Below are 24,753 nucleotides of genomic sequence, written 5' to 3' on the forward strand. Positions count from 1 at the left end.
ATGGCAAAGCAGAGATCGGAATAAGAACAAATACTTTGAACAGGTCATATTAAACGTTGAATACTGATTTTCGGACGGTAAACAAGACAGCTTCTCTACTCTTCTTCATTGTTTTAATTTTAAAAGAAAGAATTTCCGGGGTATAAAAAAGTACCACATCTTGTAAAAACATCATGATAATCATTCTATTAAAAGTAAAATTGTTTATATTTAATTAGATATATGCAAAAAAATTTCATGTTGTAAAAGGCAGGATAATTGCAATACTCTACAAAATAACACAAAATAAGACTTATGAATATACAGTTAGACCCACAATCTAAGACTGAAAAGAATGCTGTTGATCATTTCCGTTCAGATGTTTTGAACGGACTCCAAAATACTCCTAAAAAATTATCTTCAAAGTATTTTTACGATAAGATAGGTGATCATCTTTTTCAGCAAATCATGGCCATGCCTTCCTATTATCTGACCCGGTGTGAACTGGATATCTTCAAAAATAAAACAGATGAACTTATTGATCTGCTTATTCCCGGAAATGAACCTTTCGACCTGATTGAATTAGGAGCGGGAGACGCCATAAAATCCACCTACTTACTTGAGCAGCTGACCAGGAAAGGGATTGACTTTACTTACATGCCGATTGATATCTCAGGAAATATCCTTTCGATACTCCACAAAAAACTAAGCAATCAGCTTCCTGAACTGAAAATAGTCTGTCTGGAAGGGGATTATTTTGAAATGCTTCAAAAAGCCGCTTCCTTATCGGACCGGAGAAAAGTTGTTTTATTTTTAGGAAGCAATATTGGGAATATGACTCCTGAAGAGGCTGAAGACTTCTGTCTGCATCTGAATAGCAATCTATCCCCAAAAGATCGTGTATTGGTAGGATTTGACCTCAAGAAAAATCCGCACATCATTCTGGAGGCTTATAATGACAAAGAAGGAATTACCGCTTCTTTTAACCTTAATCTTCTTACCCGTATCAACAATGAACTGGGTGGTAATTTCGATGTGAAACAATTTCAGCATTACCAGACTTATGATCCTGTTACCGGAGCCTGCAGAAGTTTTCTGATCAGCCTTATCAGCCAGGATGTTATGATTGACAATACAAAGATTTCTTTTGAAGAAAACGAACTTATCGATATGGAAATTTCACAGAAATTTTCATCTGAAAACATCAGGGAATTGGGTGAAAAATCGGGTTTTACCATCACAGGAGAAATCAAAGATGCTAAAAAATGGTTTGTAGACAGCATCTGGCAGGTAAAATAAAAAGAGATGATACACACAGCCAATCTGCAAAAGTGAAAAAATAAAACATCCTTATTTCATAGAATTGTAATCATTAAAAACTAAAAGACATGACACCAGAGATCATCACAAAAGATATTACCAAAAAGTATCGGAACATCCGCAGACGTTCTGAAGAAATCTGTGCTCCGCTGGAAATCGAGGATTATGTAGTACAGCCGATTGTAGATGTAAGCCCTCCTAAGTGGCATCTTGGTCATACCACCTGGTTTTTTGAGACTTTCATCCTTACCCCGCATTTTCCGGATTACAAGGTTTTTGATCCACAGTATAATTTTGTTTTCAACAGCTACTATGAAACTATCGGAGCAAGGGTGATCCGGACCGACCGCGGAAACCTCAGCCGTCCTTCTGTTTCAGAGGTGTATCAATATCGAAAATACGTAGATGAGCATATGGAAGCTTTTCTTGAAAGCTCATTTCTGACAGAAGCTCTTGAACCGCTGTTGGAACTGGGGCTTAACCATGAGCAGCAACACCAGGAATTATTAGTGACTGACATTAAATATATTTTAGGGCACAATCCGCTTTTCCCGGCGTATACAAAAGAAGAAAAACCCGGAAAAAACAACTCCGGAGATCTGGAAATGCTCAGGTTTCCTGAAGGAGTCTATGAAATTGGATATAAAGGAGATGGATTTTGCTTTGATAATGAATTAGGAAGGCATAAAGTATATCTTACAGATTTTAAAATTGCCAGCCGGCTTGTCACCAATAGTGAATATTTAGAATTTATGAAAGCAGGCGGATATGAAGATTTCAGACACTGGCATGCTGAAGGATGGGACTGGGTGAAACAGAATGCTGCAAAATCTCCGCTGTACTGGCATTATATCGAAAATAAATGGATGTATTATACCCTCAATGGCTTACAGGAAATAGACCCTGACGCCCCATTGTGCCATATCAATTTCTATGAAGCGTCTGCTTTTGCCTCCTGGAAAGGAATGCGTCTGCCTACTGAAGAAGAATGGGAAACGGCTTCCGTTTATTTTGACTGGGGAACACGCTGGGAATGGACGAATTCTGCTTATCTGCCCTATCCTCATTTTAAGAAAGAAGCAGGAGCTGTAGGGGAATATAACGGAAAATTCATGATCAATCAAATGGTCTTAAGAGGAGCTTCGGAAGCTACTCCTCCGGGACACAGCAGAAATACATACCGCAATTTTTTTCAGCCTAATTTAAAATGGCAGTTCACAGGAATCAGACTTGCCCAGTAATTTTTTGCCGATGATTACAGTAGAATCAATTTCAAAAAGTTTTAACGGAAAAAAGGCAGTAGATCAAATTTCTTTTCAGGCATTTGATCAGGAGATTCTTGTTCTTTTAGGAACCAGCGGATGCGGGAAAACAACCACGCTTAAGATGATCAACCGTCTCATAGAAGCAGATTCCGGAAATATTTTCATAGATGGCAAAAATATCCGTGATCAGAAGGCTGAGGAACTGAGAATGGGAATTGGTTTTGTCATGCAGCATTCGGGGTTATTTCCCCATTATACAATTCAGCAGAATATTGCAGTAGTTCCTGAGCTTTTGAAATGGGACAAAAAGAAGACGAAAAGGAAAACGGATGAGCTTTTGGCCAAACTCCATCTTTCTGAAGAGGTACTTTCCCGGTTTCCCCACGAGTTGAGCGGCGGACAACAGCAGCGGGTAGGTATTGCAAGAGCTTTGATTGCAGATAATCCTGTTTTGCTGATGGACGAACCTTTCGGAGCGCTTGATACGATTACCAAGGCTGATATTCATTCGGAATTTAAATCGCTGGAAGAACTTAAAAGTAAAACCATCATACTGGTTACTCATGATGTACAGGAAGCCTTTGAGCTGGGTCACCGGGTATGTCTGATGGATCAGGGAAAAATTGTACAGACCGGTACTCCCAGAGAAATGCTTTACCAACCTGAAAATGACTTTGTGCGTAATTTTTTTACCAAAAACCGTCTTTTATTAGAGTATAAAGTAACATCGTTACATCACATCAGCCCGTTTCTTACACCAGAAAATGTATACTACAGACCCAACGGTACGGGTAGTAAAAGTGTATGGGATATTTTACAGCAATTGAGTTCGGATCACCAAAACGCTGAAGTGTATGAAGAAGTGGTCAGAGCGTTTAATCAGTATAGAAAATCACAGATGGTATGACGCAGCAGCAGAGTCTTTGGCAATTTATTGCGGAACAGCACGAAAAGCTGACTACCCAGATCATTCAGCATCTTGGGCTTACCTTTTTGTCTCTGCTTTTGGCTATCATTGTGGGAGTGCCATTAGGAATACTGATTTCCAGAAAAAAGAAGCTTTCCAGTCCGGTGCTGGGCACCGCCGGCATTTTGCAGACTATTCCGAGTATTGCCTTGCTGGGATTTATGATTCCTGTTTTAGGCATTGGTCCGAAGCCCGCCATTGCTGCTTTATTGATCTATGCTCTGCTGCCCATTATCCGGAATACCTATACCGGAATTACGGGTGTAGATCCGGCTGTGATTGAGGCTGCGAAGGCCATGGGAATGAACAGAAGCCAGCTTCTTTTTAAGGTAAAGCTTCCCTTGGCCATGCCGGTTATTATAGCAGGTATCAGGACTGCTGCTGTTATTAATGTTGGAGTGGCTACTCTGGCCTCTTTTGTGGCAGCAGGAGGTTTGGGAGAGTTTATCTTCGGAGGAATTTCGCTCAACAATACGAATATGATTCTGGCTGGAGCCATTCCGGCGGCATTATTAGCTGTTTTTCTGGATCAGATTATTGCCATGATCCAGAAATCGGGTTATCGGTTCTTTCAAAAACTAAAATATATTCTTCCTGTTATCCTTATTATTCTGGGAATAGGATATGTTCTGATTTTTGGGTCACACCGTACGATTAAAGCGGGTTTTACACCGGAATTTATGGGGAGACAGGATGGTGATATCGGGCTTCGCTCAGTCTATGGACTCAATGTAAATCCTCTTGTGGTAAGTGATGCGATTATGTATAAGGCTGCTTATGAGAATGAACTGGATCTGATCAGCGGATATTCTACAGACGGCAGAATCAAAGCGTATGATCTGTATGTACTGGATGATGATAAAAAAATATTTCCTCCTTATTATGCGGCTCCCATTATCAAGACCAAAACGCTGAAAAAATTTCCGGAGCTGGAGAGAACCTTAAATCTATTGGCAGGAAAGTTCACAGATTCCATTATGACAGACCTGAATTACAGAGCTGATCATCTCCATGAAACCCCGGAAAAGATTGCAAAGGAATTTCTCATCAGAAATAATCTGTATAAAAGTCCTGGAAAAAGAAATTCCGGAACAGTCAGAATTGGTTCAAAAATCTTTGGTGAGCAATATATTCTCGCAGAAATGTATACTATGCTTATTGAAGGGTATACAGATTATAAAGTGGAAACGAAAACGGGTTTAGGGGGAACAAAAATATGTTTTGATGCGTTAATGAATGATGCCATAGACTTTTATCCTGAATATACGGGAACAGGGCTTCTGGTGCTTTTAAAACCTTCCACAGAGACCATCAGCAATATGTCCAAAAGTCCTGAGACAACCTATGAATATGTGAATACCGAGTTTGAAAAACAATATGGGATTCAATGGCTGAAACCGTTAGGATTTAATAATGCTTATGCTCTGATGATGCGAAGAAAGCAGGCTGAAGATCTTCATATCAAAAATATATCTGATCTTACCCATTATTTTGATCAATAGTCTTTGAAATCCATCAGTTTTTTTAAAAACCCTATCTTCGTATCTGAAAAAATTGACAAAATGAAAAAAATACTATTGCTGGCTTCGGTTGTATTGGTTCTCCAATCATGTGTGGTAAGAACGGCTACAAAAGTAGTATCAGGTGCAGTAAGCTTAAGTTATAAAGCGGTAAAAGGTACAGTAAACGGGATTAGCTGGGCCGTAAGCAAGGCTAAGGGAAAGATAGATGAAGACCGTCTGGATGGTACCTGGAAAGTAGTGGGTGTTTACCGTGGTTCTTTTGAAGATTTTTCAAAAGATCAGAATCCGGACGGAACATTTACTTCGGAATGTACGGAAGGTTTTGATCAGATTGTTTTCAAGGCTAAGAGGTCCAAATTCAAGCCTGTACATTGCAGCACACAGGATGAAGATTGGGTAAAATATTCTATGGAATTCGGAAAAAATCCATCCACAAAAGAAAAGGAGAATTATATAGAGTATAATTCCAACAATTATATATCTGTGATTGATGTGACTAATAAAACTATGGTTCTGGAAGGGACACTCTCCCATAAAGTGTGTAAGTTAAAAAGTTATGGCTTGGATTTTATAATCTGAGCCTTTCTTCAAAAATAAGCATAAATTGGTTGAGAACAATGCCCCAATTTTGGATAGGCATTGTCCATTTCTTAGTGGCTTCTTTTAATGCCAGATACACTGATTTCATTACGGCCTCATCAGTAGGGAAAGACATTTTATTTTTGGTGTATTTTCTTATTTTTCCGTTGAGATTTTCAATTAAATTTGTGGTATAAATGATCTTACGGATCTCTAAAGGAAATTCAAAAAATACAGTAAGCTCATCCCAATTATTCCGCCAGGAGGCGATAGCATAAGAATATTTGCTTTCCCATTTTCCTGCAAAATCATTGAGAGCTGCTTCAGCCGCTTGTTTTGTTGGGGCGGTGTAAATATGTTTCATATCTGCAGAAAATTCTTTTCTATCCTTCCAAACCACATATTTGCAGGCATTTCTGATCTGATGAACGACACAGATTTGGGTTTGAGATTGTGGGAAAACTGAGCGAATAGTCCCAGTAAATCCGTTCAGATTATCTGTTGCCGTAATGAGGATATCTTCCACGCCGCGAGCTTTGAGATCCGTTAAAACACCCATCCAGAAGCTCGAACTTTCATTCTTACCGAGCCACATTCCAAGAACTTCTTTTTTCCCTTCACGATTTAATCCTACTGCCAAATAGATGGTTTTGTTAATGACCTTGGAGTTTTCACGAACCTTGAATACGATCCCATCCATCCAGACAATTAAATACAAATCTTCTAAGGGGCGGTTTTGCCAGCTCACCACTTCGGTGGCAACGGCATTGGTAATCCTGGAAATGGCAGAGGAAGATATTTCAAAATCGTATAGTTCTTTAACCTGCTCTTCGATATCGCTCACACTCATCCCTTTGGCGTAGAAGGAGATAATAATATTCTCCAAACCTTCGATGATGTTATGCCTTTTTGGAACTAATGCAGGTTCAAAACTGCTTGCCCTGTCTCTGGGAACTTTGATTTCACTCTCTCCAAAAGAGGATTTTATTTTCTTGGTTCCATGTCCATTGCGATAGTTCCCTTCTTTGGTTTTTTCATGTTTTTCATTGTCCAGATGAGCATCAAGTTCTGCTTCCAGCATATGTTCAACGGCACGTTTGTGCATCTGTTTGAAGAAAAAGGTTAAATCTTCTCCATTTTTAAAGGACTTATAGAAATCCTTGTTGTTTAATAATTCTTCTTTGTCGATCATAACTATATAGGTTAAAATTAATAAAAAGTTATTTCCGAAAATTATTTTTGAGCTTTAGAGGGCTCAAAAATTTTTCAGAATAACTTTTTAACTTACACAGTTAGTGAGACACTACCCTGGAAGGCAATCTCATGCCTAAATTAGGTTTTTCCGGAGCAAAATTATATCTCCTTGAAAAGGTAAAATAAATTTAGATTTATATAAAAATAATCCCTGCTCTTTTGAACGCAGGGATTTTCTGTTTATTTATAGGCTACAATTGCATATGCAGGACGGGATATTCTTTACCTTCTCCATCCTGTTCGGATCTCTTCAGTATATTGAATCCCATATGTCTGTAAAAACCAACAGCCTGGCTATTTTGCTCATTTACATCCACTTTGGTTACCTGTAAATGAGATATTGCATATTCAATTAATTTTTTTCCTATTCCGGTACTTCGGTAGTTATTGTCTACAAACAACATTTCAAGGTTTCCTTCCGCAACACCTGCAAACCCAACTAAAATACCTTCTTGTTCAAACCCTGAAAGGGTGACATGCGGGAAATAGCCAGGAAGCTGTTTTTTATAATATGCAAAGTCTTCTTCTTTAAGAAAATCATGGGTATTCCTCACTGCGCTCTCCCAGATCTCAATCAAACGTGGATAATCTGTTACCGTAATTTCTCTGATCATAATTGTAAATTTAGATCACAAAGGTCAGAACTTATTCATCTAAAATACTGAACCCAGGTTAAAAAATGCGTTTACGAATTCTGCTCAGCGCTTGTGGTGTGATCCCCAGATAAGAGGCTATGTCTTTTAGGGGGATATAATTTAAAGTGACACCATATTCATCAATCATCCGGAGGTAATACTGCTCGGGGGAATACTTAATCAGGTCAATATTTCTATTCAGTATTTTATTAAGTAATATAGCTGTTAAATCATCAAAAACTGTCTTTAATCTGGGAATAGCAGAATATAATTCGGCGGCCTTCTTCTTGTCTATCCTGTAGATAACGCTGTCTACGATGGTCTGTACATTAAAAGCGGATTTTTCCTGTAATGTAAAGGATATATTTGACAATGAAAAAGTTCCTTTCTTACAAAACCAAAACGTTTGTTCATCTCCTTTGTGATTAATTATCCAGCAACGTAATAAGCCTTCAAAAACAAAATAACTGTACTTTTCTGTTTCCCCTTCTTTAATCAGAAATGTATTTTTCCTGACTGAGATCTGTTCAAAATATTGATCAAATAACTTAGATTCTTCCGAACTAAAGGTATTGGGATCTACATCAAACTCTTCAAGTAATTTTTCTAAAAGCATACTATAGAAATTATTTATATATCCAGTATTTCTAATCTTTCAAAGATACACAATGATTATTGCGATAATATCTTTATCACTGATATAATCATTTAGTTTCTATCTTAATAATTTTTCGTCCGTGCTCTCCTAAGTAATAAAGTACAAGCTTTTCATACACCCTATAACCATCATCCACATTGGTAAAAATTACAATTCCTTTTCCTGAATCGGGCAATACAATGGCGATACATCTTGTTCCCTGATCTGCTCCGCCATGAGATAATGCATATTCACCATTTCCAAGATCATAAACCTCAAAACCTAATCCGAAATATTTATTTTCTTTAACCTTTACCTGCTTTTTGATCATTTCCTGAAAAACATCCGGTTTCAGATTTTTCCCTTTCATAATGCTGACCATAAAATTTCCGTAATCTTCTACCGTTGTATGTAGATCATCGGCAGCATTGGCTGTAGTACTTTTTTCGATGGGGTAAGCTTCCCCTTTTTCATTATATCCTGTTACAAATCTTGCTTCGTTAGTATTTTTACCCCAAATGTAACTGGTATCCTTCATTTTGAGAGGCTGGAAGATGAGTTCCTGTGCTAACTTCTCCAACGTTTTCCCAAATTTCTTTTCCAGTGCTTTCCGAAGGTATTCAAAACCTTCTCCTGAGTATTGGTATCTTGTGCCGGGATCAAACTGAAAATTCAGCTTTTTATCTGAATTCATCCATCTCCAGTTCGGGAAACCTGTCTGGTGGCTCAGGATCATTCTGGTGGTTAATTTTTGATGCCTTGGATCACTCGCAATATCAGGATCTATCCAGTAAGTATCAAGAGGTTCGTCCAGTTTCCACTTGCCTGAACTTATCAGGCGTAAGGCTACCATTGCTGTAACAGGTTTGGTGAGTGATGCTACATTAAATAAGGCGTTATGAGCTGCTGGAATTCCTTTCCTGATCCCGCCAAAAACTTTTACCTGCTGTAATTTTCCATCTTCGATAATTCCTAATCCCAGCGTTGGAATATTATTTTCTTTCAGCCAGCTTTGCATGGACTGATCGTTATCAAACATAGTTTCACTATCGGTAGTCTGCTTCGGATGGTGATTAAAGCTCAATGAATTTTTAAGCTTCCACTCATCATTTTCCAGTATCCATAAATGGGTAAATTTTGCTTCCCCTACTAGTTTCTCCGCCTGGCTCCCCATCTTTTCATAAAACAGATGATCTCCATTCTGAATGGCAGCATAGATCTTCCCGTCTTTATACATAGGATAAACTTCTGTGCTTTTATCAACCAGTACTCTTTTGAGCTGATAAGTTTCCGGGGATTTGCACAATCCGTTTTTAAAATCAATGATAAAATTTTTCCTGTCTTCGAAACCTCCTTTATCGTGGTAAAATTCAAAACTACCGCTCAACAGATTTTCCATCTGCTTGATGTTGCAGGTATTGTAGCCTATAGAAAAAAACAGGCTGTCTTTCGACATAATGGTTTTATAAAGAGGATCTGTTTTTTCTATCTGTGCCTGCATGACACTCATGAACAGCATTAAAAAAGGAAGGGTGAACCTTGAAAACTTTGTCATTGTTATTTTTTGACAAAGATTCAATTTCCTTTTGTTTTTCTGCTAAAAATGAACCCGACAAAAACCCGACAAAGTCATGACAGGCTTTATATCATGCTGAATTTCAGTCTGAAATAGAGTTTTTTATTCTTATCTATTTCGGCTGCATTTCTAAGGATGATAAATACATTGGAAAGCACAATCAGGATCATCAGGATCAGGGTAAACTGTTTTCCGAACTTTAAAAAGATGCCAAGCATGAAGGTAATAGGCGCCATCACTGTCCAAATCATCTGAACTGAAATAATCTGTCTGGCCAGGCTGTTTCTCTGCTTCATACTATGCATGAGAATAAGCGGAACGAAAATGTTCAGTGGTGGTAAAAGGGTAAAGATTAGTGAGGAAAGATTAATGATTTTAATGTATGAATAATTGATTGGAGCTTCCTCTTCTTTTGCTTCTATTTCAACCTCATGTGTTTCTGAAATTGCGGCCGGCTGATCCTGCTGCAATTCAATCTCTTCTATTTCCAGAGCCTGAGCCAGTAATCTTAACGTATGTCCCTTCGGCTCTGTTCCGGATTCTATCCTTTGAATGGTTCTTACGGAAATCTTGGATTGTTCTGACAGCTCTTCCTGGGTCAGATTTTTTTGTTCTCTTATGGCTTTTAGCTTGGACATCGTTGGGGATATTCTGAAAAAAATGTTTTGGCTAATTTACAGTTTTCCTTATTAAAATTTTTTCTTACTTCTGCTGATATTTAAATTATTAATCATATAAAAAATAAGTGTATTTTTATTTAAAAATAACTTTCTATTTTTCAGTTATTTACAAACACTAACACCACATCAGTTTATGGAAAATACACTATCCAAATCCGAAATCAGGAAGAATATTGCTACTTATCTGATTCTTACTCTGCTTTTCTGTCTTCCAGTCTATTATATGTGTATCCGTACAGGAAAACTTGGCGGCGGAATGATCTCTTATGCAACAATTGTCATGTGGTGTCCTGCTATTGCTGCATTTCTTACCTGCCGTATCCGGAATATCCCCATTTCTTCTCTGGGATGGAAATGGGGACTTACAAAATACCAGATCATGGCGTACTGCATCCCCCTTCTTTACAGCTTGGTTCCTTACCTCATCATCTGGATCAGTGGAGCTGGCGGTTTTTACAATCGTGAATTTGTAGCGGAAATTGGCAAAGGAATGGGCTGGAATCTTCCAGATGGTCTCACAATCATTCTGTATGTTATTCTGATGAGCAGTTTTGGCATGGTACGTTCAGTAGGCTCTGCATTAGGTGAAGAAATAGGCTGGCGTGGTCTTTTAACTCCTCAGCTGGCCAAAATGAATTCTTATACCGCTACTTCTCTTTGGATGGGTGTAATCTGGTCGATCTACCATTATCCTCTCCTGCTTTTTTCCAATTATAATACAGGCGGACCTAAATGGCTGGCTCTTCTATGTTTTACGGTTATGATATTTGCAGCTTGTTTCATCTTTACATGGTTAAGATTAAAATCCGGGAGTTTATGGACAGGTGTTATTTTACATGCCAGTCATAATCTTTTTATACAGTCTATTTTTACTCCTCTAACTGCAGATACGGGAAATACGAATTATTATATTGATGAGTTTGGTATTGCGCTGCCTATTGCAACAGCTGTTGTGGCTTATTTCTTCTGGAGGAAGAGGAAAGAACTGGAGGATCGCCCACTTTCAGCGTAATCTGTTTATTAAAAAGACAGCCTTTTATTGATAGGGGCTGTCTTTTTACTATATTCTTAATTTTGAAAAATCTAATCCGGAGCAATTACTTCAATAAGCCGTATTCTGCTGAGCAAACCTTGAAATACTTCCTGGGTATCTCCGCTCTCCCCTAACGAAATACTTAATCCCTCTCCTTCCTTATCTTCATTTTTAAGGCCTATTCTACCTGCTTTTTGGCCTTCACTGTTACTTATTTCTTCAAACGGTATTTCGTTATCTTCAAACCATGATTTAATTTTTGCTACCGCAGAATTACTATTTTTGGATGTTCTTTGTAAAACTAACTGCTCCGGCTCTCCAAAGAATCCTTTAGCATTCTTATTCAATACAAACTGCACGAGAAATTTAAACTGATGCTTATCAGGTCTCGCATACCATCTGGCCTGGCTGTATCCGCCCAAATGATGACGAACGGGTATCTCATTCGGGATATTATCGTTGGCAAATACCTTTGTATTCATTATTTCATGATGGAAAGTAAGATCAGTTTTAATATTTCCACCTTCTGTCCTATATTTTTCAGCCCATTCACTTATTCCTTTAAACTCTGTTTCTCCCATTGTTCTGTAGAATGTCATCGTATGGAGATCAGGACTGCCTTCTGTTCCGTTCCTCAATAAACCAAGTCTTTGCCTCATAAATTCTTTACTTTTACTTCCGTTATCCCATCTTCTTTCATGAAATTTTTTGATAAAAAACAATTGCTGCAGATCCCGATATACAGAAGATGTAACAACCTGGGTATTCATAATGATATTAACTTCATGCCTTTCCTTTTCGCTGACATCCCCATACTTTTCTTTTCTTTCATTTTCATACTTGTCACTTTCCCACTGATCATGGTTGAATTTATAGTCTCCTTCAGATAGATAGTCTGCGTTATAAATGTCAAGTACCTGAATGATATCTTTTATATCTCCTCCCATCAGCTCCAGGGTTTCCAGCATCTTTCTTTCGTTTTCCCTGCTGTTTATAAAGTAGGTATTGAAGACCTCCTGCACAGTCATTGCTTTTATCTTTCCGTTTTTCAGCCTGATTCCTATCTTAGCTTTGTTATTTGTTCCTTTTGCACTGAAAAACAAATTGTTGTATTTTCCTATAATGCTCATAATCGTTTTATTTAAGGTTATTTATTTGATTTCTGAAATTTTTCTCTATTCTGACTTCCAGAGTTTTTATCCATATTAATAACACAAATTTCTGCGGAAACATTCTGACTCGTTAAAGGGGAAAAACCCATTTTCAGAAACTAGGGGTTTACCCTTATTTACAGGTAATGTATTTGTGTATTTCATTCATTAAGTTCTTAGATATCATAAAGAGTCATGATTAAAATTTCACTCATAGGAGAATTCCCTTATTTTTTAAAATTCCGTTTTTTCCCTTAATGAAGATTTATTTTATTTAATGAAATTTGTATCAGACAAAAGAGATCAACAATCTCATAGTCAATATTTAAATCAAAAAAAATAGTAACCCATTAAAACCAGAATATGGCAGAAACAGTAAACACCCAGACTACAGATGCAGTAACGCAGACTAACGTTACGGTACTTGGTGAGTCTCCCGCACAGGCTATGAGTATGCTTTACCAGATGGCCACGCATGCCAGTGGAATTTCCATTCAGAATTCTGTGACAAACCAGCAGAACTTGAACCAGCTCAACCCTGCGATTGTTGCAGATGCCATTAAAATTTTAAAAGGATAATTTAAAACCTTACCATCATGAGTGAAAACAACAGTGAAACCCAACAATCCCAGGCAGCCAATGCTACCACTCCGGCGGAGAAAGCTGTAGTATTTGTGAACAGTGAGGTATTGGCTCCGCCTAAAGCTTCTCCAATGACCGGAGTAACCAAAGTAATGATAGAACAGTCTACAGGAATGATGGTTCAGGATTTACAGTCATTCTTAAAAGGATTTGAGCAGGTAGGTTTAATTGCTTTGAGCAGATTGGCCAATAATCTCCTGACCTACGGAACGACTTTCGGGCCGGCTCCGGGCAATAAAGAGACCTCTGTTCAGATGGCTGAAAATATTCAAGGCCAGGATGCAGGAAAAGGCAATGAAATGATGAAAGACTTATTCAAAATGGTAAGTGATTATGCTGAAGTAAAGGCAAAAATTTCCAATACTATTTATAATGTCAACGCGCTTCCTGTCTCAGAAGCCCTTCCTTCTCCACCATCTTACACGGAAGTTTCCTCTGAGGCTGAAGATCCTGAAAAAAAAAACAAGTAGATCCGGTTCCGGAAGAAGTCTCATCAGAAAAAGAGAGTATGAGAAAAAGCTCTATTAAGGCTGATCATGGGGGAAAATTAGTATTAAAGTCAGTTAAACTGACACAGCCACTCGTAAAACCAGAGATTAAAGAAGCGGTAATTTCTTCTATAGAAACGGAAGTTAATCCCAAGAAAAGAACAATAATAGCCCAACTCATTGAAAAAATTAAAATAAATAAGAGATGAATTACTCCTCAGCAACCAAACCTGCCAAAATTTTAAACCTGGAAAGTTTAAATGATTTGAATGAAAGACTTTATCTGACCAGAAGCAATGATATTCTTTATCTGAATCCCAAAAGTACAGATATAAAAAAGAGCGATCATTCGGAACGTTTTATATTTAATCTTCAGACCTCGGACATTAATATTCAGCCTTCCATAAGACTCGTCAGCTGTATCAACAGATTAGGGAAAAGGTACAATCATTTTCAGTGTTTTGTAGTAGAACCTAAAGATCAATCAACGGGAATAGCTGTGATCATGGTCAAACTGGATGATCCGAAAGCCTTTTACTGTAATGTTAGAATTTTACCTCTCAGCACTTTAAGTGAAGTAGCTTCTCCGGAAATTGACTCAAAGCTTCTTACCATCAATCTTGAAAAATCAAAATGTATACTCAAAACCGATATTACGATTACACCGTCTAATACAGGGGAAGCACAGTATGCGGTACATGATGTGGATGTGTCAGCTATTTCGGAATTGGTAAGCCAGAATGAAATCATAGAATTAAAAAGAGAACTGGAATTCCAGGCTTCCAAATTGATTGCCCACTATTTTCAGGAAATCCTGAGTATTATAGTAAACGAAACAACTCCAAATAACGGTACACCACCCGTGATTCCGGATGATTATGTCCTGACTCTTCCTTCCAACCAGCTTAAAGAAATGTTGTCGGCCAGTGCCATCTCAGCATGTATCGCTCTGGAGATTACCGGATATAATGTAGTGAAAGAAATCAACCGGGACTGGAGATCTGCTGCTGCATTTATTAATTATCTGCTGTAAAAAACAGATGTTCTAATCTCATAAAAATATAACGTATGCGCAGAAAAATCAGTAAGAAATCTCCTGCTCCCAGACCACCGGTGCCTGTGACAGAACCTAAAATGGTAGAAAAAGAAATCATGCCTTTTGTTTTAAGACATGAAGACGAAATCATTACTTATATCAAGGAGAAAGCCATCAAAGAGACCATGAAGTCCCTGGCTCCTCTTCTTGAAAAACTGGAGGAAGCCGTAAAACAGCATGAAGCAGCTCCTGTTCCTGTGGCCAGTTCACCACCGCCTGATACTCCTGTAATGAATTATGAAGAACAGCTGAAAAAACTGCAGGAAGCCTCAACAGCAAAAATAAAGGAGAAAGAACTTAAAATAATGGAGCGAATGAATAAGCTGAATACAAGATTGGGTAATATCAAACCTTAGAACCAACAAAACGAATTAATATGAACGAAATTGATACAATCGTAACCGGAATCTATACCGCAGTACCTCAGGCTATTTCTGCACAGGTAAGCGCACATTCCACCGGACAGATGCAAATCAATTCTGCATTGAACCAGCAACGGAATGCTATGACCGGGATCAGCCATTATGTGATGGGATTAAAAAAAATGAGTCCCAAAAATATAAAAATAAAGGAATTGGAGTCATTTAGAAAACAGCGTTTCTAATTCCTGTTCTACACAACTACGGATGCGGTTTATTTCTCTGCAAAGATGAAATCCGGTGCTCTCAGCATATATACAATCAGGTCAACATTTATTTTTGCACCGCCTTTCAGATGCTGTCAATGTACAAAAGCAATCATTCAGAATCCGTCTTTAGCCCAAAGGAATCCGGCATTGCCAGTATACCCGCAGCAGGAATTTATTTTTGAGACAGATATTAAAAATAAAGACCGCATCCTTTTACAAAAAAAATATGCTTTAAACTCGCACAGGTTTTACAGATAGGGTTTCAACCATTGTATTCAGAGCCACCCTTCAGATCCAGTTTATTCATAACCTGTTAATACCAATGCTTTTGAAATATGTTCATCTGCAGGATCTGTGGTGAGTTTAAAACTCCAACATAAAACTAGTTTACCTCAATAATTTATTAACCGAGATCCGATCTCAAAAAAAACAATTACCATTATGCCAGTTAATGAACAAATCACAGACGCGGTAACACAATCGAACGTAAAAGTAGTAGGAGAATCTCCTGCAATGGCACTAGCCAACGTGTATCAATCTGCAGCCCATTCTACAGGAATCATGTTTGAAAATGCGGTAAATACGCAAAATCAGCAGAACATTTTAGGCCAGGCAGCGACCACTCAGGGAATCCTGCAGATCTATAGCCTGGATACTGTAGCTGACGCAGTTTCTATTGCGAAGATCCTTAAGCCTTAATTTTTAGGCTATTTGATCCAAGTAATAACCTCAACCGGAAAGCCCGGTTGTTTTTAACCTAATAAACCTTACTCATTATGCCAGTTAATGAACAAATCACAGACGCGGTAACGCAGTCTAACGTAAAAGTAGTAGCAGAATCTCCTGCAATGGCGTTAAGTAATGTGTATCAATCTGCTGCACATTCTACAGGAATTATGTTTGAAAATGCAACAAACGCTCAAAATCAACATAATATTGTTACCCAGGCAGCCACTACTCAGGGTGTGACTCAAATCTACAGCAAAGACACCATCGCTGATGCTCTTTCTATTGCTAAAATTCTTAAACCTTAAACCAATTCTGCAGACCGCAGAATACATTAACCCGCCGGAAAACCCGGTAATTTTAACCCAAATAAACAATAATCATTATGCCAGTAAACGAAAAAATCACAGACGCAGTAACGCAATCCAACGTAAAAGTAGTAGCAGAATCTCCTGCAATGGCTCTAAGCAACGTGTATCAATCTGCAGCACATTCCACAGGAATCATGTTTGAAAATGCAATCAACACTCAAAACCAGCAGAATATTGTTACCCAGGCAGCGACTACACAGGGAGTAACTCAAATTTACAGTCTGGATACGATAGCCGATGCGGTTTCTATTGCTAAAATCCTTACTCCGTAATCACTTTTTACGAAACTATTATAATCAATTATCCGAACAGCCGGAAACTCCGGTTGTTTTTTAAACCAAAATAAACAATAATCATTATGCCAGTAAACGAACAAATCACAGACGCGGTAACGCAATCCAACGTAAAAGTAGTAGCAGAATCTCCTGCAATGGCGATGGCCAACGTATATCAATCAGCGGCCCATTCTACAGGAATCCTGTTTGAAAATGCAGTGAATACTCAAAATCAGCAAAACATTGTTACGCAAGCAGCAACGACACAAGGTATTGCTCAGATCTACAGCCTGGATACTGTGGCAGATGCAGTTTCTATTGCTAAAATTCTTAATCCTTAATTCCTTTTTGCGAATAGCTTAAATACCATTACCGTAACAACCGGAAATTCCGGTTGTTTTTAACCCAAATAAACAATAATCATTATGCCAGTAAACGAACAAATCACAGACGCGGTAACGCAATCGAACGTAAAAGTAGTAGGAGAATCTCCAGCAATGGCTCTTGCCAACGTATATCAATCTGCTGCCCATTCTACAGGAATTATGTTTGAAAATGCAGTGAATGCACAAAACCAGCAGAACATCTTAGGTCAGGCAGCCACTACACAGGGTGTTATCCAGATCTACAGCCTGGATACTGTGGCAGATGCAGTGTCTATTGCTAAAATTTTACATCCTAAATTATAGTGTTTTTAGATTTCTTGTTATCAGGGAGTACATTAATGTGCTCCCTGATTCTTTTTGGATCAAACTATTTATCAAATAATACAATCTCATCCGGATCTATCACCTTATTCTGTACGGCATAAATAACAAGTCCTGCCATATTTTTCACTCCGGTTTTGATCATGAGATTAGTCTTGTGAGTTTCTACCGTTTTGGGTGAAATAAACAGAGAATCTGCAATTTCTTTGGTGCTCAACTGCTGGCAGACCAGTCTTAAAACATCTATTTCTCTTTCTGTGAGTTCATTTCTGGAAAAAGCATGAAATTCCGGAAGCTTATTGGAAAGCTGGGTTCTCATAACATTAATCTGGTCATTGGAAAAATAATGTCCGGTATGATGAACTGTCTTGATTACGGATAATAATTCTTCGAGTTCAATTTCTTTGGGTAAAAAAGCATGAGCACCCATTTTCAGCATCTGCCCCATGAATGAACGACGGTAGAAACTGGAAAGAACAATGATTTTTGTTTCGGTTTCTTTTTTGGCAAGTTCAGCCATGACTTCAAGGCCATCTCCATTGGTCATCCGAAGATCCAGAATCAGGATATCTAAAGATGCAGAATCCTGTTCTTTAAGAAAATGATATCCGCTTGTTGAGGTAAGCAACACCTGAAAGTCTCCATTATTTTCAATATAATTTTTCAAAAGCTGTACAAACAGCAGGTCATCATCTACAATTCCGATTTTAATTTTTGAGTGTTCCATGTTTATTTTTATTGTAATGCCAGACAGGCAATGAATTTTGTACCTTTTTGAGGCTGTGTCTTAAGTTTATAAATTGCTTTAATTTTTTGAGCTCTGGACTGAATATTCCTCAGCCCGATCCCTCCTGAATGTTTTTCTATGATAAATCCGCAGCCGTTATCTTCTATGGTTAGTATCAGATAATTCAGAGAGATTCTTAGGGAAACATCTACTCTGGTAGCTTCAGCATGTTTTAAAATATTGGCGATCAGTTCCTGAACAATTCTGAAAAGATTAAGTTTTACAGGATTACTGATGGCCGTCCTTATTGTCATATGACGGAAAATAACCTCTACATTTTTATTGATCTGATCAAGATAGTCTGCAATTAAATCTTCCAGTTCTATCTCATCGAGATCAGGTGGCGTAAGATTATGAGATAACTCCCGGATCAGCTGCATTGATTTTTTTAAATCATGATTAAGATCTTCCGGTCTTTTATCATTGATATTCAAACGGATAATATTCAATTGTGAAATAATATTATCATGAAGTTCTTCTGCCAGGCGTTCCCTGTCCTGTTCCTGCCAAAGCAGCATATTATCCCGATATTCTTTTTGGGTATTTCGGACCAGCTTTGAAACCTTTTGTTTGTTTTTCTTTATACTTTTCAAATAATTAATCACCAATAACGTAACGAATAGCGTTGTTAAAAAAAACAGCCCAATACCGATCCATATCCATAGAACTATCTGATCCTGATCTTCCCAACGCCACATCCCAGATTAATAAATGCTATATAAAAAGACAATAATAAGATCCCTCTAAAAAGCCAGATAGGTGCTACCCAGCTCAGGTGATTGCTGATTAAAAAATTAAAGGTAGTGGATATGATACATTCTATAGAAAAAAACAGGAAAACAAGAATGTTCACAATAAACATATTCCTGTCTGCCCTGCCCTGCCTGATGATTTTCATAAAATAAGAGGCGGCATAGCTACAAATAATAATACTGGTGATAATATTGGAATAAAAAGTAATCCGTGTATTGTTTTGCACATATAACAGATTAGTAATCAATGCCAATATAGCATAACAATAGATCATCCATCTTAATTTAAGGGAAAGCTGGATATAATAATGATTATAAATCACGGTAAGAGTCATCAAACCAAAAAACTGACTTAATGTATAATTGTAGATATTGAGTGTATTTAATTTCATCAGCCGGTCCGTTAAGTCCGTCAGCTCCAGCATCAATTCTCCTGTGAGCAGTATAATCACAGGAAGTTTTGTCTTGATCCCTTCCTTTATCAATACAATCAGCCCGATACATAAGACCAGATTAATCATAATTTGTAAATACAGGGATAGGCTGTTATACGAAAACACTGGTACTTTGCTTCAGAAGTTGATAATCATTAAGAGTATCAATAATCGTAAAAGGAGGCCTTGGGGTGGAATAATTTTCAGCAGTCTCGCTCATATGATTAATGGCCAGACTTTTCACTGTAATGATTTCGATATGATAAGGGAAGTCGGGATCTTTTTTTTCCAGATCATCTGTAAGTCCAAAGAAACTGGTACACGCCTGCCCACCTGTAATTCCAATATTCTCATAATCTGAAAACGGTATGGAAATCAATTGAAAGATATCATCTGTTTTCTGAGCCTGCAGCCAGGAAGTCCCAAACATGTTCCATCTGAAGTTACGGTTAATGGCTGATTCAGCAGTAATGGGAGGAACATCTATCACAATGTCATTGCTGCTTTCTATTTTTGATTCACTGAATTCTACTAAGAAATCTTTAACAAGAATGGTATTGAAATGAGCATCTTTATCACTTTTAGAATCAATCAGGAAAAATTTCAGCCGACCTTCATGAATTCCTACATAAGCATGAATCATTTTGAAGTCATCAGTTCCAAAATTTTTTTCCCACAGTGCAATGTCTTCACCTGAAACGCTGAAGTGAGTTCCCTGATTCAAATAATTCAAAATTTCTGCTCCATTGGTATCAATTCCGTTTTTGTAGGAATCAATAAGATGTTTCCATTTTCTGATAGCTTCAAAGATGTTTTCAGTAGTCATGATAATATTTATTTGTGAATGATAATTATTTTATGAGTTGAAATTTACAAAAAAAACAGACTGATCTATTTTTTAAATCACATTCAGGTGGAAAATAAAATATAATTTGAGAAAAAAATACTTTTTCTTCTGTCTCTGATAAAATTAAACCGGAAACACCACTTATCTTTGTACCGGAAATCCCTTTAAATATGTACTAACATGATTCCATTTCACGAGCTTATATTTTTTATTCTGGCCGCACTTATTTTAGTCATCAGCCCTGGTCCTAATATGATTTATCTGATTTCAAAATCTATAACGCAGGGAAAAAAGTCCGGATTTATCTCATTAGCCGGAGTCGTATGTGGATTTTTATTCCATATCATCATGGTTTCATTTGGTCTTACAGCTGTTTTGCTGGCTGTTCCACTCGCGTATACCGTTCTTAAAACACTGGGAACTATCTATCTTTTATACCTTGCTTATCAGGCTATTAAACCCAAAAGCAAAAATATTTTTGATGTTGACAAAAATGTTGCTCATGATAGTCCCAAAAAGCTTTTCACCATTGGTTTTTTAACGAATGTACTGAATCCGAAAGTGGCTGTGTTTTACCTGTCTTTCTTTCCTCAGTTCATCAAACCCGAGTATGGTTCGATATTTACCCAAAGTCTGGAACTAGGGATCATTCAGGTTCTGATCAGCTTCAGCATCAACTTTATCATTGTATTAACAGCTGCAAAAGTTGTTGTATTCTTTTCCAATAATCCGGTGTGGATAAAGGTCCAGAAATGGTTTATGGCCAGCGTATTAACTTATTTAGCTATAAAAATGGCATTTTCAAAAGCAAAATAAAATCCGGAACAGGTTCTCTTTCTGTTCCGAATTCCGGTGTATATTCATATAAAATCTGACTTGAAGAAGCATCATGGTTATGCACCGCGAATTTGAGATTAAAATCCGGGATGTAAAACCGTGAAAATACGTAATTTTGCTGTTCCGTATTATCCTCATCACAAAAGGTTTAAAGATGAAACAGACCATTCCCACCTATGATTTAAATGGTATTACCCATCATCAGTTCCATATCAAAAGGATGGATAAACAGCCTTATGATTCTGGGGATATTCTTCTGGACAAAGGAATCCATCGGGACAGTCATTATATTTTCACCTGCATGGAAAGCGGGCATGTAAGAATGATGGTCGATTTTAAAACTGTTGAAGCAAGAGAGTCTACTATTTTCTGCGTATTGCCGGGACAGGTACATCAGGGACTTTTAATGAAAAATGTCTGCGGATGGTTTGTGGCAGTAAAAGCAGAACTTGTTCCTGACACGGTACGTTCTTTTTTTGATGAATGTTTAGGTGAAATACAGCCTCTGTCTGTGGATAAGAACCTTGTCAAAAACCTTAATACGACAGCCGGCCTACTTCATGCCTCATATACAAACGAAATGCTTTCCACTAAAGAAGGATTTCTCATCGTTCAATCGCTGCTTAATGCTTTTCTCGGAATGTTTGCTCTGATGTATTCCCAGAAGAATATTTCTCCGGCTTCAGATGAAAACCGTGCTTTACAGCTGTCAAGAGCATTCAGAATTTTGGTTCGGAAAGATTTTAAAACCATGAAAAGTCCATCTGAATATGCTGCAGCTTTAAACATTACAAGAGGATATTTAACGGAAACGGTTCGTGAAGTCACAGGAAAGCCTGTACAACACTGGATTCACCAGGAAATTCTGATTGAAGCCAAAAGATTACTGGTCTTTACCAATCTGAGTATAAAAGAGGTAGCTTATGAACTGGGATACAGTGATCATACCTATTTCAGCCGTTTGTTTTCAAAACTGGAAGACCGGTCTCCATCAGAATTCCGGAATCAGCAACAATAAATATTCAACCACGAATAGTCCAATTAATTCCCCGAAACCGCTATCGGTATTTTCTGATTTTGCAACGTCCTTTGCAATAAAAAATCACGTATGCCAAGCCTTCCAAAATGGATCAACGACACGGTAGAAAATGTCTGGTCTTCAAAATTCAAAGAATGCACCGTTAACCATATAGAACAGATCACCAATGATCTCCGACTGATACGTTTTGACACAGAATTAGAGAATGTTCCTTATGAACCTGCCTATGCCATCGGAATAAGAATCAACGACAGGGATTTCAGGAATTATTCTCCTTTTAATTTTAACAAAGAAGCAGGAACTTTCGATGTTTTGTTTCATTTGCATGACATGTCTGCTGCAGGAAGTCATTTTGTAACCCGACTGAGAGAAGGAGATTCCATAAAGCTTTTAATGCCCAGAGGAAAACAATTCTTTACTCAAGGTGCCCGGATTCATTTTTCTCTGGGAGATGAAACATCATTGGGAAGTTCTCTTTCGATCAAGGAAGCTGTGGAGGAATCCGGTTCTTTGTTCATTTGTCTTCATGAGCTTGATGATTGTTCTGCTCTTGAAAAGCTTAATTTATATGGCTATCACTGTCCTAAAAACAATACCATGAGAATGATTGAAGCTTTGAATGATTTTCTGCGGGAAGAAAAAGAATCCATCTCTGATGATGAGGTTATCTTTTATCTCACAGGAAACGGAGAAAGAATGTCATTAATCAGAAAATTTCTTAAAGCCAGAGGCGTCTCTCCAAAATGTATCAAATCACAGGCATATTGGATTGAGGGCAAAAAAGGACTATAAAAATGGAGAAACAAACGCTTCTTCACTTTAATAATGAAACTTTATCTGATAATAAAAGACCCTATTACCAGATAAAGTTATCATTCTCCGTTACCAAAAAAATAAGGTGCAAACTATTGATGCTTCTTTCCTAATTCCTTCACTTTCCTAAGCCATTGAGCCCTCTGTTCATCTTTAGAATTTCTGATAATACCTACATAAGTCACTTTCACCGGTTTTACCCCACAGTATTCAAGGATAGATTTTCTAAGCTGATTTACGCTTGGTCTGCCAAAAAACAGACGGTAATACCATCCCGGTTGGTCCAATGTTGCTATGATATGTGCTGTTTTACCTTTTAAAAGCTTGTCCCACCATACCGAATTTTCACGGTATTTATAAGCCATTCCCGGTAAAAAAAGACGGTCTATAAATCCTTTCATCAAGGCAGGAAATCCTCCCCACCAAACCGGATGTACCCAAACGAGATGATCTGCCCACTGAATAATTTCCCAGGCTTTCAGTAAATCCGGCTCAAGCTCCATTCTTTTCTGATATCCAAACTGTAAATTGGGATTAAAGTTGAGATCCCGTATAACGATTTCCCGCACTTCTGTTCCTGCCTCTGAGGCTCCCAACCTGTAAGCTTCTGTTACCCCAAAATTGAACGAATCTTTATTGGGATGCCCGTTGATAATGGCTATTTTTTTCATGATTTCACATTAATATTGATAGAATCGTAGGCATTAAGCTGTGCCATTAATGATAAAGGCTCATGCAGCTGATGGCTGAAATACACCTTGTTTTCATGAGGATTTCTCAGCAGTTCTTCGGTGTGCAGAACAGCAGATAAAGCGGTTAATTCTGCTTGTCCTTTTTCACTCTGCAAACTCAGTTTCTTTTGTCCTGAATGATCATCAACTACAATTTCAAAGACCGCCTGATCTCCGTTTCCACTTGAACCAAAAATCATTTTTCTTTCTTTTAAAGACAGAATATTGTAGATTCTTAGATATTGAAATGCTCCCAGCAGCCAGGTTATGAATTTTGAATTGTAGGTCATTTTCACACTCACATCGGAAATTCTTTCCACTTTGTTGAGAATATACAAGTCGGGCACATCAAAATTATAGGCGCTTCTCTTCCCTATTCCAAAGGAAAAATTAAAAACTTCTGTATCTAAAAAATGTCTGATAGAAACCGCTTTATCATTCTTATAATGAACAAAAGGAACGGCTACATTTTCTGCCATAAAGTGAGCTGAACTTTCACCTGCAAGATCCTTTACGGAATAATAGACAAAGAGTTTTACTTCATTAATATCTCCTGAGTCTGAAAGAATATTAGCCAACCCCGGGACAATCCCGCCCATCCATCCTGAGCTGAAGACAATTCTGCTGTTGATGTCTGATTTTCTGGCAATATCATAAGCTTTCACCAAAGCCGGAGTAGGCTTGGTAATATCCAGATAATCTATTTGATGATCAATGGCAAAACGAAGTACATGATCTTCTTTATCATTCACAGAAAGAATGATGAGTTGTATTTTTTTCTCAATGATCACTTTAAAAGAGGAATGATCTGTGACATCGATTTTCAGGTCTTTGTCTGTTTTCCCCCCTTTTCTTCCTCCGATGAAAACAGTAAGATGAGGATTTCTTGATTTCAGAATACGGGAAATTGTTTTACCTACCAATCCATTTCCTCCAATTATAAGAATATTTTGCTCCATAACTTTTTTTGACAAAAGTAGA

At 37.7% G+C, this 24,753-nt stretch carries 32 protein-coding genes; 20 read left to right on the plus strand and 12 right to left on the minus strand.

Annotation, left to right across the window (positions count from 1 at the left end; all coding sequences use genetic code 11):
* Positions 1-294: 294 nt before the first annotated feature.
* The 5 genes from RHP76_RS07535 (at position 295) to RHP76_RS07555 (ending at position 5,633) form a co-directional block, all read left to right on the plus strand.
* Entirely contained in the window at positions 295-1,278 is a 984-nt protein-coding gene (locus RHP76_RS07535) for an L-histidine N(alpha)-methyltransferase (protein WP_311229874.1), read from the plus strand.
* An 89-nt stretch (positions 1,279-1,367) separates the two neighbouring features.
* On the plus strand, positions 1,368-2,540 hold the full coding sequence (egtB, locus tag RHP76_RS07540; protein WP_288442969.1) for an ergothioneine biosynthesis protein EgtB: 1,173 nt from the start codon (positions 1,368-1,370) through the stop codon (positions 2,538-2,540).
* Positions 2,541-2,550: 10 nt separating this feature from the next.
* Positions 2,551-3,471: an ATP-binding cassette domain-containing protein gene (locus tag RHP76_RS07545; protein ID WP_288442970.1), complete on the plus strand. Its 921-nt coding sequence runs from the start codon at positions 2,551-2,553 to the stop codon at positions 3,469-3,471.
* On the plus strand, positions 3,468-5,033 hold the full coding sequence (locus RHP76_RS07550) for an ABC transporter permease/substrate-binding protein (RefSeq protein ID WP_311229875.1): 1,566 nt from the start codon (positions 3,468-3,470) through the stop codon (positions 5,031-5,033). Before RHP76_RS07545 ends, RHP76_RS07550 begins: the two co-directional genes overlap by 4 nt.
* A gap of 60 nt (positions 5,034-5,093) precedes the next feature.
* Positions 5,094-5,633, plus strand: a complete 540-nt coding sequence (locus tag RHP76_RS07555; RefSeq protein ID WP_311229876.1) for a hypothetical protein — start codon at positions 5,094-5,096, stop codon at positions 5,631-5,633.
* On the opposite strand, the gene RHP76_RS07560 is transcribed toward RHP76_RS07555, so the two are convergent.
* From RHP76_RS07560 to RHP76_RS07580, 5 genes are all read right to left on the minus strand, one after another.
* Positions 5,623-6,825, minus strand: a complete 1,203-nt coding sequence (locus RHP76_RS07560) for an IS256 family transposase (RefSeq protein ID WP_311228317.1) — start codon at positions 6,823-6,825, stop codon at positions 5,623-5,625. The genes RHP76_RS07555 and RHP76_RS07560 overlap by 11 nt on opposite strands.
* A gap of 253 nt (positions 6,826-7,078) precedes the next feature.
* The gene (locus tag RHP76_RS07565) at positions 7,079-7,501 is read right to left on the minus strand and encodes a GNAT family N-acetyltransferase (RefSeq protein ID WP_062674667.1); all 423 of its coding nucleotides are present in this window, start codon (positions 7,499-7,501) and stop codon (positions 7,079-7,081) included.
* 58 nt (positions 7,502-7,559) lie between these two features.
* On the minus strand, positions 7,560-8,138 hold the full coding sequence (locus RHP76_RS07570) for a Crp/Fnr family transcriptional regulator (RefSeq protein ID WP_062674665.1): 579 nt from the start codon (positions 8,136-8,138) through the stop codon (positions 7,560-7,562).
* Positions 8,139-8,226: 88 nt separating this feature from the next.
* Positions 8,227-9,714: a serine hydrolase domain-containing protein gene (locus tag RHP76_RS07575; protein ID WP_311229877.1), complete on the minus strand. Its 1,488-nt coding sequence runs from the start codon at positions 9,712-9,714 to the stop codon at positions 8,227-8,229.
* Positions 9,715-9,800: 86 nt separating this feature from the next.
* The gene (locus tag RHP76_RS07580; protein WP_311229878.1) at positions 9,801-10,373 is read right to left on the minus strand and encodes a helix-turn-helix domain-containing protein; all 573 of its coding nucleotides are present in this window, start codon (positions 10,371-10,373) and stop codon (positions 9,801-9,803) included.
* 175 nt (positions 10,374-10,548) lie between these two features.
* Between RHP76_RS07580 and RHP76_RS07585 the strand changes: the two genes are divergently transcribed.
* Positions 10,549-11,427 (plus strand): CPBP family intramembrane glutamic endopeptidase, encoded by an 879-nt coding sequence (locus RHP76_RS07585; RefSeq protein ID WP_280210104.1) that lies wholly within the window; start codon positions 10,549-10,551, stop codon positions 11,425-11,427.
* A gap of 71 nt (positions 11,428-11,498) precedes the next feature.
* Here the strand turns inward: RHP76_RS07585 and RHP76_RS07590 are convergent, their stop codons facing one another.
* The gene (locus RHP76_RS07590) at positions 11,499-12,578 is read right to left on the minus strand and encodes a hypothetical protein (protein ID WP_120231848.1); all 1,080 of its coding nucleotides are present in this window, start codon (positions 12,576-12,578) and stop codon (positions 11,499-11,501) included.
* A gap of 384 nt (positions 12,579-12,962) precedes the next feature.
* Here RHP76_RS07590 and RHP76_RS07595 point away from each other — a divergent pair, with 384 nt between their 5' ends.
* From RHP76_RS07595 to RHP76_RS07645, 11 genes are all read left to right on the plus strand, one after another.
* Positions 12,963-13,178, plus strand: a complete 216-nt coding sequence (locus tag RHP76_RS07595; RefSeq protein WP_034697211.1) for a RebB family R body protein — start codon at positions 12,963-12,965, stop codon at positions 13,176-13,178.
* A 17-nt stretch (positions 13,179-13,195) separates the two neighbouring features.
* Positions 13,196-13,711 (plus strand): hypothetical protein, encoded by a 516-nt coding sequence (locus RHP76_RS07600; protein WP_311229879.1) that lies wholly within the window; start codon positions 13,196-13,198, stop codon positions 13,709-13,711.
* A 38-nt stretch (positions 13,712-13,749) separates the two neighbouring features.
* Positions 13,750-13,938 carry a hypothetical protein gene (locus RHP76_RS07605; protein ID WP_120231850.1) on the plus strand — a complete coding sequence of 63 codons (189 nt, stop codon included), beginning with the start codon at positions 13,750-13,752 and terminating at the stop codon, positions 13,936-13,938.
* Positions 13,935-14,762 carry a hypothetical protein gene (locus RHP76_RS07610; protein ID WP_120231851.1) on the plus strand — a complete coding sequence of 276 codons (828 nt, stop codon included), beginning with the start codon at positions 13,935-13,937 and terminating at the stop codon, positions 14,760-14,762. The genes RHP76_RS07605 and RHP76_RS07610 overlap by 4 nt, the downstream gene beginning before the upstream one ends.
* 35 nt (positions 14,763-14,797) lie before the next feature.
* The gene (locus tag RHP76_RS07615) at positions 14,798-15,181 is read left to right on the plus strand and encodes a hypothetical protein (RefSeq protein WP_311229880.1); all 384 of its coding nucleotides are present in this window, start codon (positions 14,798-14,800) and stop codon (positions 15,179-15,181) included.
* A gap of 20 nt (positions 15,182-15,201) precedes the next feature.
* Positions 15,202-15,429 (plus strand): hypothetical protein, encoded by a 228-nt coding sequence (locus tag RHP76_RS07620; protein ID WP_311229881.1) that lies wholly within the window; start codon positions 15,202-15,204, stop codon positions 15,427-15,429.
* A gap of 465 nt (positions 15,430-15,894) precedes the next feature.
* Positions 15,895-16,152: a RebB family R body protein gene (locus RHP76_RS07625; protein ID WP_034697220.1), complete on the plus strand. Its 258-nt coding sequence runs from the start codon at positions 15,895-15,897 to the stop codon at positions 16,150-16,152.
* A 77-nt stretch (positions 16,153-16,229) separates the two neighbouring features.
* Positions 16,230-16,487, plus strand: coding sequence for a RebB family R body protein (locus tag RHP76_RS07630; protein ID WP_034697223.1), 258 nt, complete (start codon positions 16,230-16,232; stop codon positions 16,485-16,487).
* Between the two features lie 77 nt (positions 16,488-16,564).
* A complete protein-coding gene (locus RHP76_RS07635) occupies positions 16,565-16,822 on the plus strand; it encodes a RebB family R body protein (RefSeq protein ID WP_034697225.1) in 258 nt (85 codons plus the stop codon).
* Between the two features lie 86 nt (positions 16,823-16,908).
* A complete protein-coding gene (locus RHP76_RS07640) occupies positions 16,909-17,166 on the plus strand; it encodes a RebB family R body protein (protein ID WP_034697227.1) in 258 nt (85 codons plus the stop codon).
* 84 nt (positions 17,167-17,250) lie between these two features.
* Positions 17,251-17,514 (plus strand): RebB family R body protein, encoded by a 264-nt coding sequence (locus tag RHP76_RS07645; RefSeq protein ID WP_034697228.1) that lies wholly within the window; start codon positions 17,251-17,253, stop codon positions 17,512-17,514.
* A gap of 64 nt (positions 17,515-17,578) precedes the next feature.
* Here the strand turns inward: RHP76_RS07645 and RHP76_RS07650 are convergent, their stop codons facing one another.
* From RHP76_RS07650 to RHP76_RS07665, 4 genes are read right to left on the minus strand one after another with little or no spacing between them, the layout of a single operon-like run.
* Positions 17,579-18,259 (minus strand): response regulator transcription factor, encoded by a 681-nt coding sequence (locus RHP76_RS07650; RefSeq protein WP_311229882.1) that lies wholly within the window; start codon positions 18,257-18,259, stop codon positions 17,579-17,581.
* Between the two features lie 8 nt (positions 18,260-18,267).
* Positions 18,268-19,017 carry a sensor histidine kinase gene (locus RHP76_RS07655; protein ID WP_311229883.1) on the minus strand — a complete coding sequence of 250 codons (750 nt, stop codon included), beginning with the start codon at positions 19,015-19,017 and terminating at the stop codon, positions 18,268-18,270.
* Positions 18,987-19,592, minus strand: a complete 606-nt coding sequence (locus tag RHP76_RS07660; RefSeq protein WP_311229884.1) for a hypothetical protein — start codon at positions 19,590-19,592, stop codon at positions 18,987-18,989. The genes RHP76_RS07655 and RHP76_RS07660 overlap by 31 nt, the downstream gene beginning before the upstream one ends.
* A 25-nt stretch (positions 19,593-19,617) precedes the next feature.
* The gene (locus RHP76_RS07665) at positions 19,618-20,331 is read right to left on the minus strand and encodes a hypothetical protein (RefSeq protein ID WP_120231857.1); all 714 of its coding nucleotides are present in this window, start codon (positions 20,329-20,331) and stop codon (positions 19,618-19,620) included.
* Positions 20,332-20,532: 201 nt separating this feature from the next.
* Between RHP76_RS07665 and RHP76_RS07670 the strand changes: the two genes are divergently transcribed.
* The 3 genes from RHP76_RS07670 to RHP76_RS07680 all read left to right on the plus strand — a co-directional run bounded on the left by RHP76_RS07670 (position 20,533) and on the right by RHP76_RS07680 (position 23,020).
* Positions 20,533-21,168: a LysE family translocator gene (locus RHP76_RS07670; RefSeq protein ID WP_311229885.1), complete on the plus strand. Its 636-nt coding sequence runs from the start codon at positions 20,533-20,535 to the stop codon at positions 21,166-21,168.
* Between the two features lie 175 nt (positions 21,169-21,343).
* Positions 21,344-22,207 (plus strand): helix-turn-helix domain-containing protein, encoded by an 864-nt coding sequence (locus RHP76_RS07675; RefSeq protein ID WP_311229886.1) that lies wholly within the window; start codon positions 21,344-21,346, stop codon positions 22,205-22,207.
* A 90-nt stretch (positions 22,208-22,297) separates the two neighbouring features.
* Positions 22,298-23,020, plus strand: coding sequence for a siderophore-interacting protein (locus RHP76_RS07680; protein ID WP_311229887.1), 723 nt, complete (start codon positions 22,298-22,300; stop codon positions 23,018-23,020).
* 113 nt (positions 23,021-23,133) lie between these two features.
* On the opposite strand, the gene RHP76_RS07685 is transcribed toward RHP76_RS07680, so the two are convergent.
* Together RHP76_RS07685 and RHP76_RS07690 are read right to left on the minus strand one after the other, a co-directional pair.
* Positions 23,134-23,712, minus strand: a complete 579-nt coding sequence (locus tag RHP76_RS07685) for an NAD(P)H-dependent oxidoreductase (protein WP_311229888.1) — start codon at positions 23,710-23,712, stop codon at positions 23,134-23,136.
* Positions 23,709-24,731: a saccharopine dehydrogenase gene (locus tag RHP76_RS07690; RefSeq protein ID WP_311229889.1), complete on the minus strand. Its 1,023-nt coding sequence runs from the start codon at positions 24,729-24,731 to the stop codon at positions 23,709-23,711. Before RHP76_RS07690 ends, RHP76_RS07685 begins: the two co-directional genes overlap by 4 nt.
* Between the last annotated feature and the right edge of the window lie 22 nt (positions 24,732-24,753).

Origin of the sequence: Chryseobacterium sp. SG20098, assembly GCF_031844745.1 — a bacterium.
GTDB lineage: Bacteria > Bacteroidota > Bacteroidia > Flavobacteriales > Weeksellaceae > Chryseobacterium > Chryseobacterium cucumeris.

Excerpts from the sequence above, each read along its gene's own strand:
- RHP76_RS07610 (WP_120231851.1), top strand. The coding sequence starts at position 13,935 with ATGAATTACTCCTCAGCAACCAAACCTGCCAAAATTTTAAACCTGGAA.
- RHP76_RS07655 (WP_311229883.1), bottom strand. The coding sequence starts at position 19,017 with ATGTGGCGTTGGGAAGATCAGGATCAGATAGTTCTATGGATATGGATC.
- RHP76_RS07535 (WP_311229874.1), top strand. The coding sequence starts at position 295 with ATGAATATACAGTTAGACCCACAATCTAAGACTGAAAAGAATGCTGTT.
- RHP76_RS07615 (WP_311229880.1), top strand. The coding sequence starts at position 14,798 with ATGCGCAGAAAAATCAGTAAGAAATCTCCTGCTCCCAGACCACCGGTG.
- RHP76_RS07595 (WP_034697211.1), top strand. The coding sequence starts at position 12,963 with ATGGCAGAAACAGTAAACACCCAGACTACAGATGCAGTAACGCAGACT.
- egtB (WP_288442969.1), top strand. The coding sequence starts at position 1,368 with ATGACACCAGAGATCATCACAAAAGATATTACCAAAAAGTATCGGAAC.
- RHP76_RS07565 (WP_062674667.1), bottom strand. The coding sequence starts at position 7,501 with ATGATCAGAGAAATTACGGTAACAGATTATCCACGTTTGATTGAGATC.
- RHP76_RS07545 (WP_288442970.1), top strand. The coding sequence starts at position 2,551 with ATGATTACAGTAGAATCAATTTCAAAAAGTTTTAACGGAAAAAAGGCA.
- RHP76_RS07585 (WP_280210104.1), top strand. The coding sequence starts at position 10,549 with ATGGAAAATACACTATCCAAATCCGAAATCAGGAAGAATATTGCTACT.
- RHP76_RS07575 (WP_311229877.1), bottom strand. The coding sequence starts at position 9,714 with ATGACAAAGTTTTCAAGGTTCACCCTTCCTTTTTTAATGCTGTTCATG.
- RHP76_RS07570 (WP_062674665.1), bottom strand. The coding sequence starts at position 8,138 with ATGCTTTTAGAAAAATTACTTGAAGAGTTTGATGTAGATCCCAATACC.
- RHP76_RS07590 (WP_120231848.1), bottom strand. The coding sequence starts at position 12,578 with ATGAGCATTATAGGAAAATACAACAATTTGTTTTTCAGTGCAAAAGGA.
- RHP76_RS07635 (WP_034697225.1), top strand. The coding sequence starts at position 16,565 with ATGCCAGTAAACGAAAAAATCACAGACGCAGTAACGCAATCCAACGTA.
- RHP76_RS07550 (WP_311229875.1), top strand. The coding sequence starts at position 3,468 with ATGACGCAGCAGCAGAGTCTTTGGCAATTTATTGCGGAACAGCACGAA.
- RHP76_RS07620 (WP_311229881.1), top strand. The coding sequence starts at position 15,202 with ATGAACGAAATTGATACAATCGTAACCGGAATCTATACCGCAGTACCT.
- RHP76_RS07625 (WP_034697220.1), top strand. The coding sequence starts at position 15,895 with ATGCCAGTTAATGAACAAATCACAGACGCGGTAACACAATCGAACGTA.
- RHP76_RS07640 (WP_034697227.1), top strand. The coding sequence starts at position 16,909 with ATGCCAGTAAACGAACAAATCACAGACGCGGTAACGCAATCCAACGTA.
- RHP76_RS07685 (WP_311229888.1), bottom strand. The coding sequence starts at position 23,712 with ATGAAAAAAATAGCCATTATCAACGGGCATCCCAATAAAGATTCGTTC.
- RHP76_RS07605 (WP_120231850.1), top strand. The coding sequence starts at position 13,750 with ATGAGAAAAAGCTCTATTAAGGCTGATCATGGGGGAAAATTAGTATTA.
- RHP76_RS07660 (WP_311229884.1), bottom strand. The coding sequence starts at position 19,592 with ATGATTAATCTGGTCTTATGTATCGGGCTGATTGTATTGATAAAGGAA.
- RHP76_RS07670 (WP_311229885.1), top strand. The coding sequence starts at position 20,533 with ATGATTCCATTTCACGAGCTTATATTTTTTATTCTGGCCGCACTTATT.
- RHP76_RS07680 (WP_311229887.1), top strand. The coding sequence starts at position 22,298 with ATGCCAAGCCTTCCAAAATGGATCAACGACACGGTAGAAAATGTCTGG.
- RHP76_RS07600 (WP_311229879.1), top strand. The coding sequence starts at position 13,196 with ATGAGTGAAAACAACAGTGAAACCCAACAATCCCAGGCAGCCAATGCT.
- RHP76_RS07555 (WP_311229876.1), top strand. The coding sequence starts at position 5,094 with ATGAAAAAAATACTATTGCTGGCTTCGGTTGTATTGGTTCTCCAATCA.
- RHP76_RS07580 (WP_311229878.1), bottom strand. The coding sequence starts at position 10,373 with ATGTCCAAGCTAAAAGCCATAAGAGAACAAAAAAATCTGACCCAGGAA.
- RHP76_RS07560 (WP_311228317.1), bottom strand. The coding sequence starts at position 6,825 with ATGATCGACAAAGAAGAATTATTAAACAACAAGGATTTCTATAAGTCC.
- RHP76_RS07690 (WP_311229889.1), bottom strand. The coding sequence starts at position 24,731 with ATGGAGCAAAATATTCTTATAATTGGAGGAAATGGATTGGTAGGTAAA.
- RHP76_RS07630 (WP_034697223.1), top strand. The coding sequence starts at position 16,230 with ATGCCAGTTAATGAACAAATCACAGACGCGGTAACGCAGTCTAACGTA.
- RHP76_RS07675 (WP_311229886.1), top strand. The coding sequence starts at position 21,344 with ATGAAACAGACCATTCCCACCTATGATTTAAATGGTATTACCCATCAT.
- RHP76_RS07650 (WP_311229882.1), bottom strand. The coding sequence starts at position 18,259 with ATGGAACACTCAAAAATTAAAATCGGAATTGTAGATGATGACCTGCTG.
- RHP76_RS07665 (WP_120231857.1), bottom strand. The coding sequence starts at position 20,331 with ATGACTACTGAAAACATCTTTGAAGCTATCAGAAAATGGAAACATCTT.
- RHP76_RS07645 (WP_034697228.1), top strand. The coding sequence starts at position 17,251 with ATGCCAGTAAACGAACAAATCACAGACGCGGTAACGCAATCGAACGTA.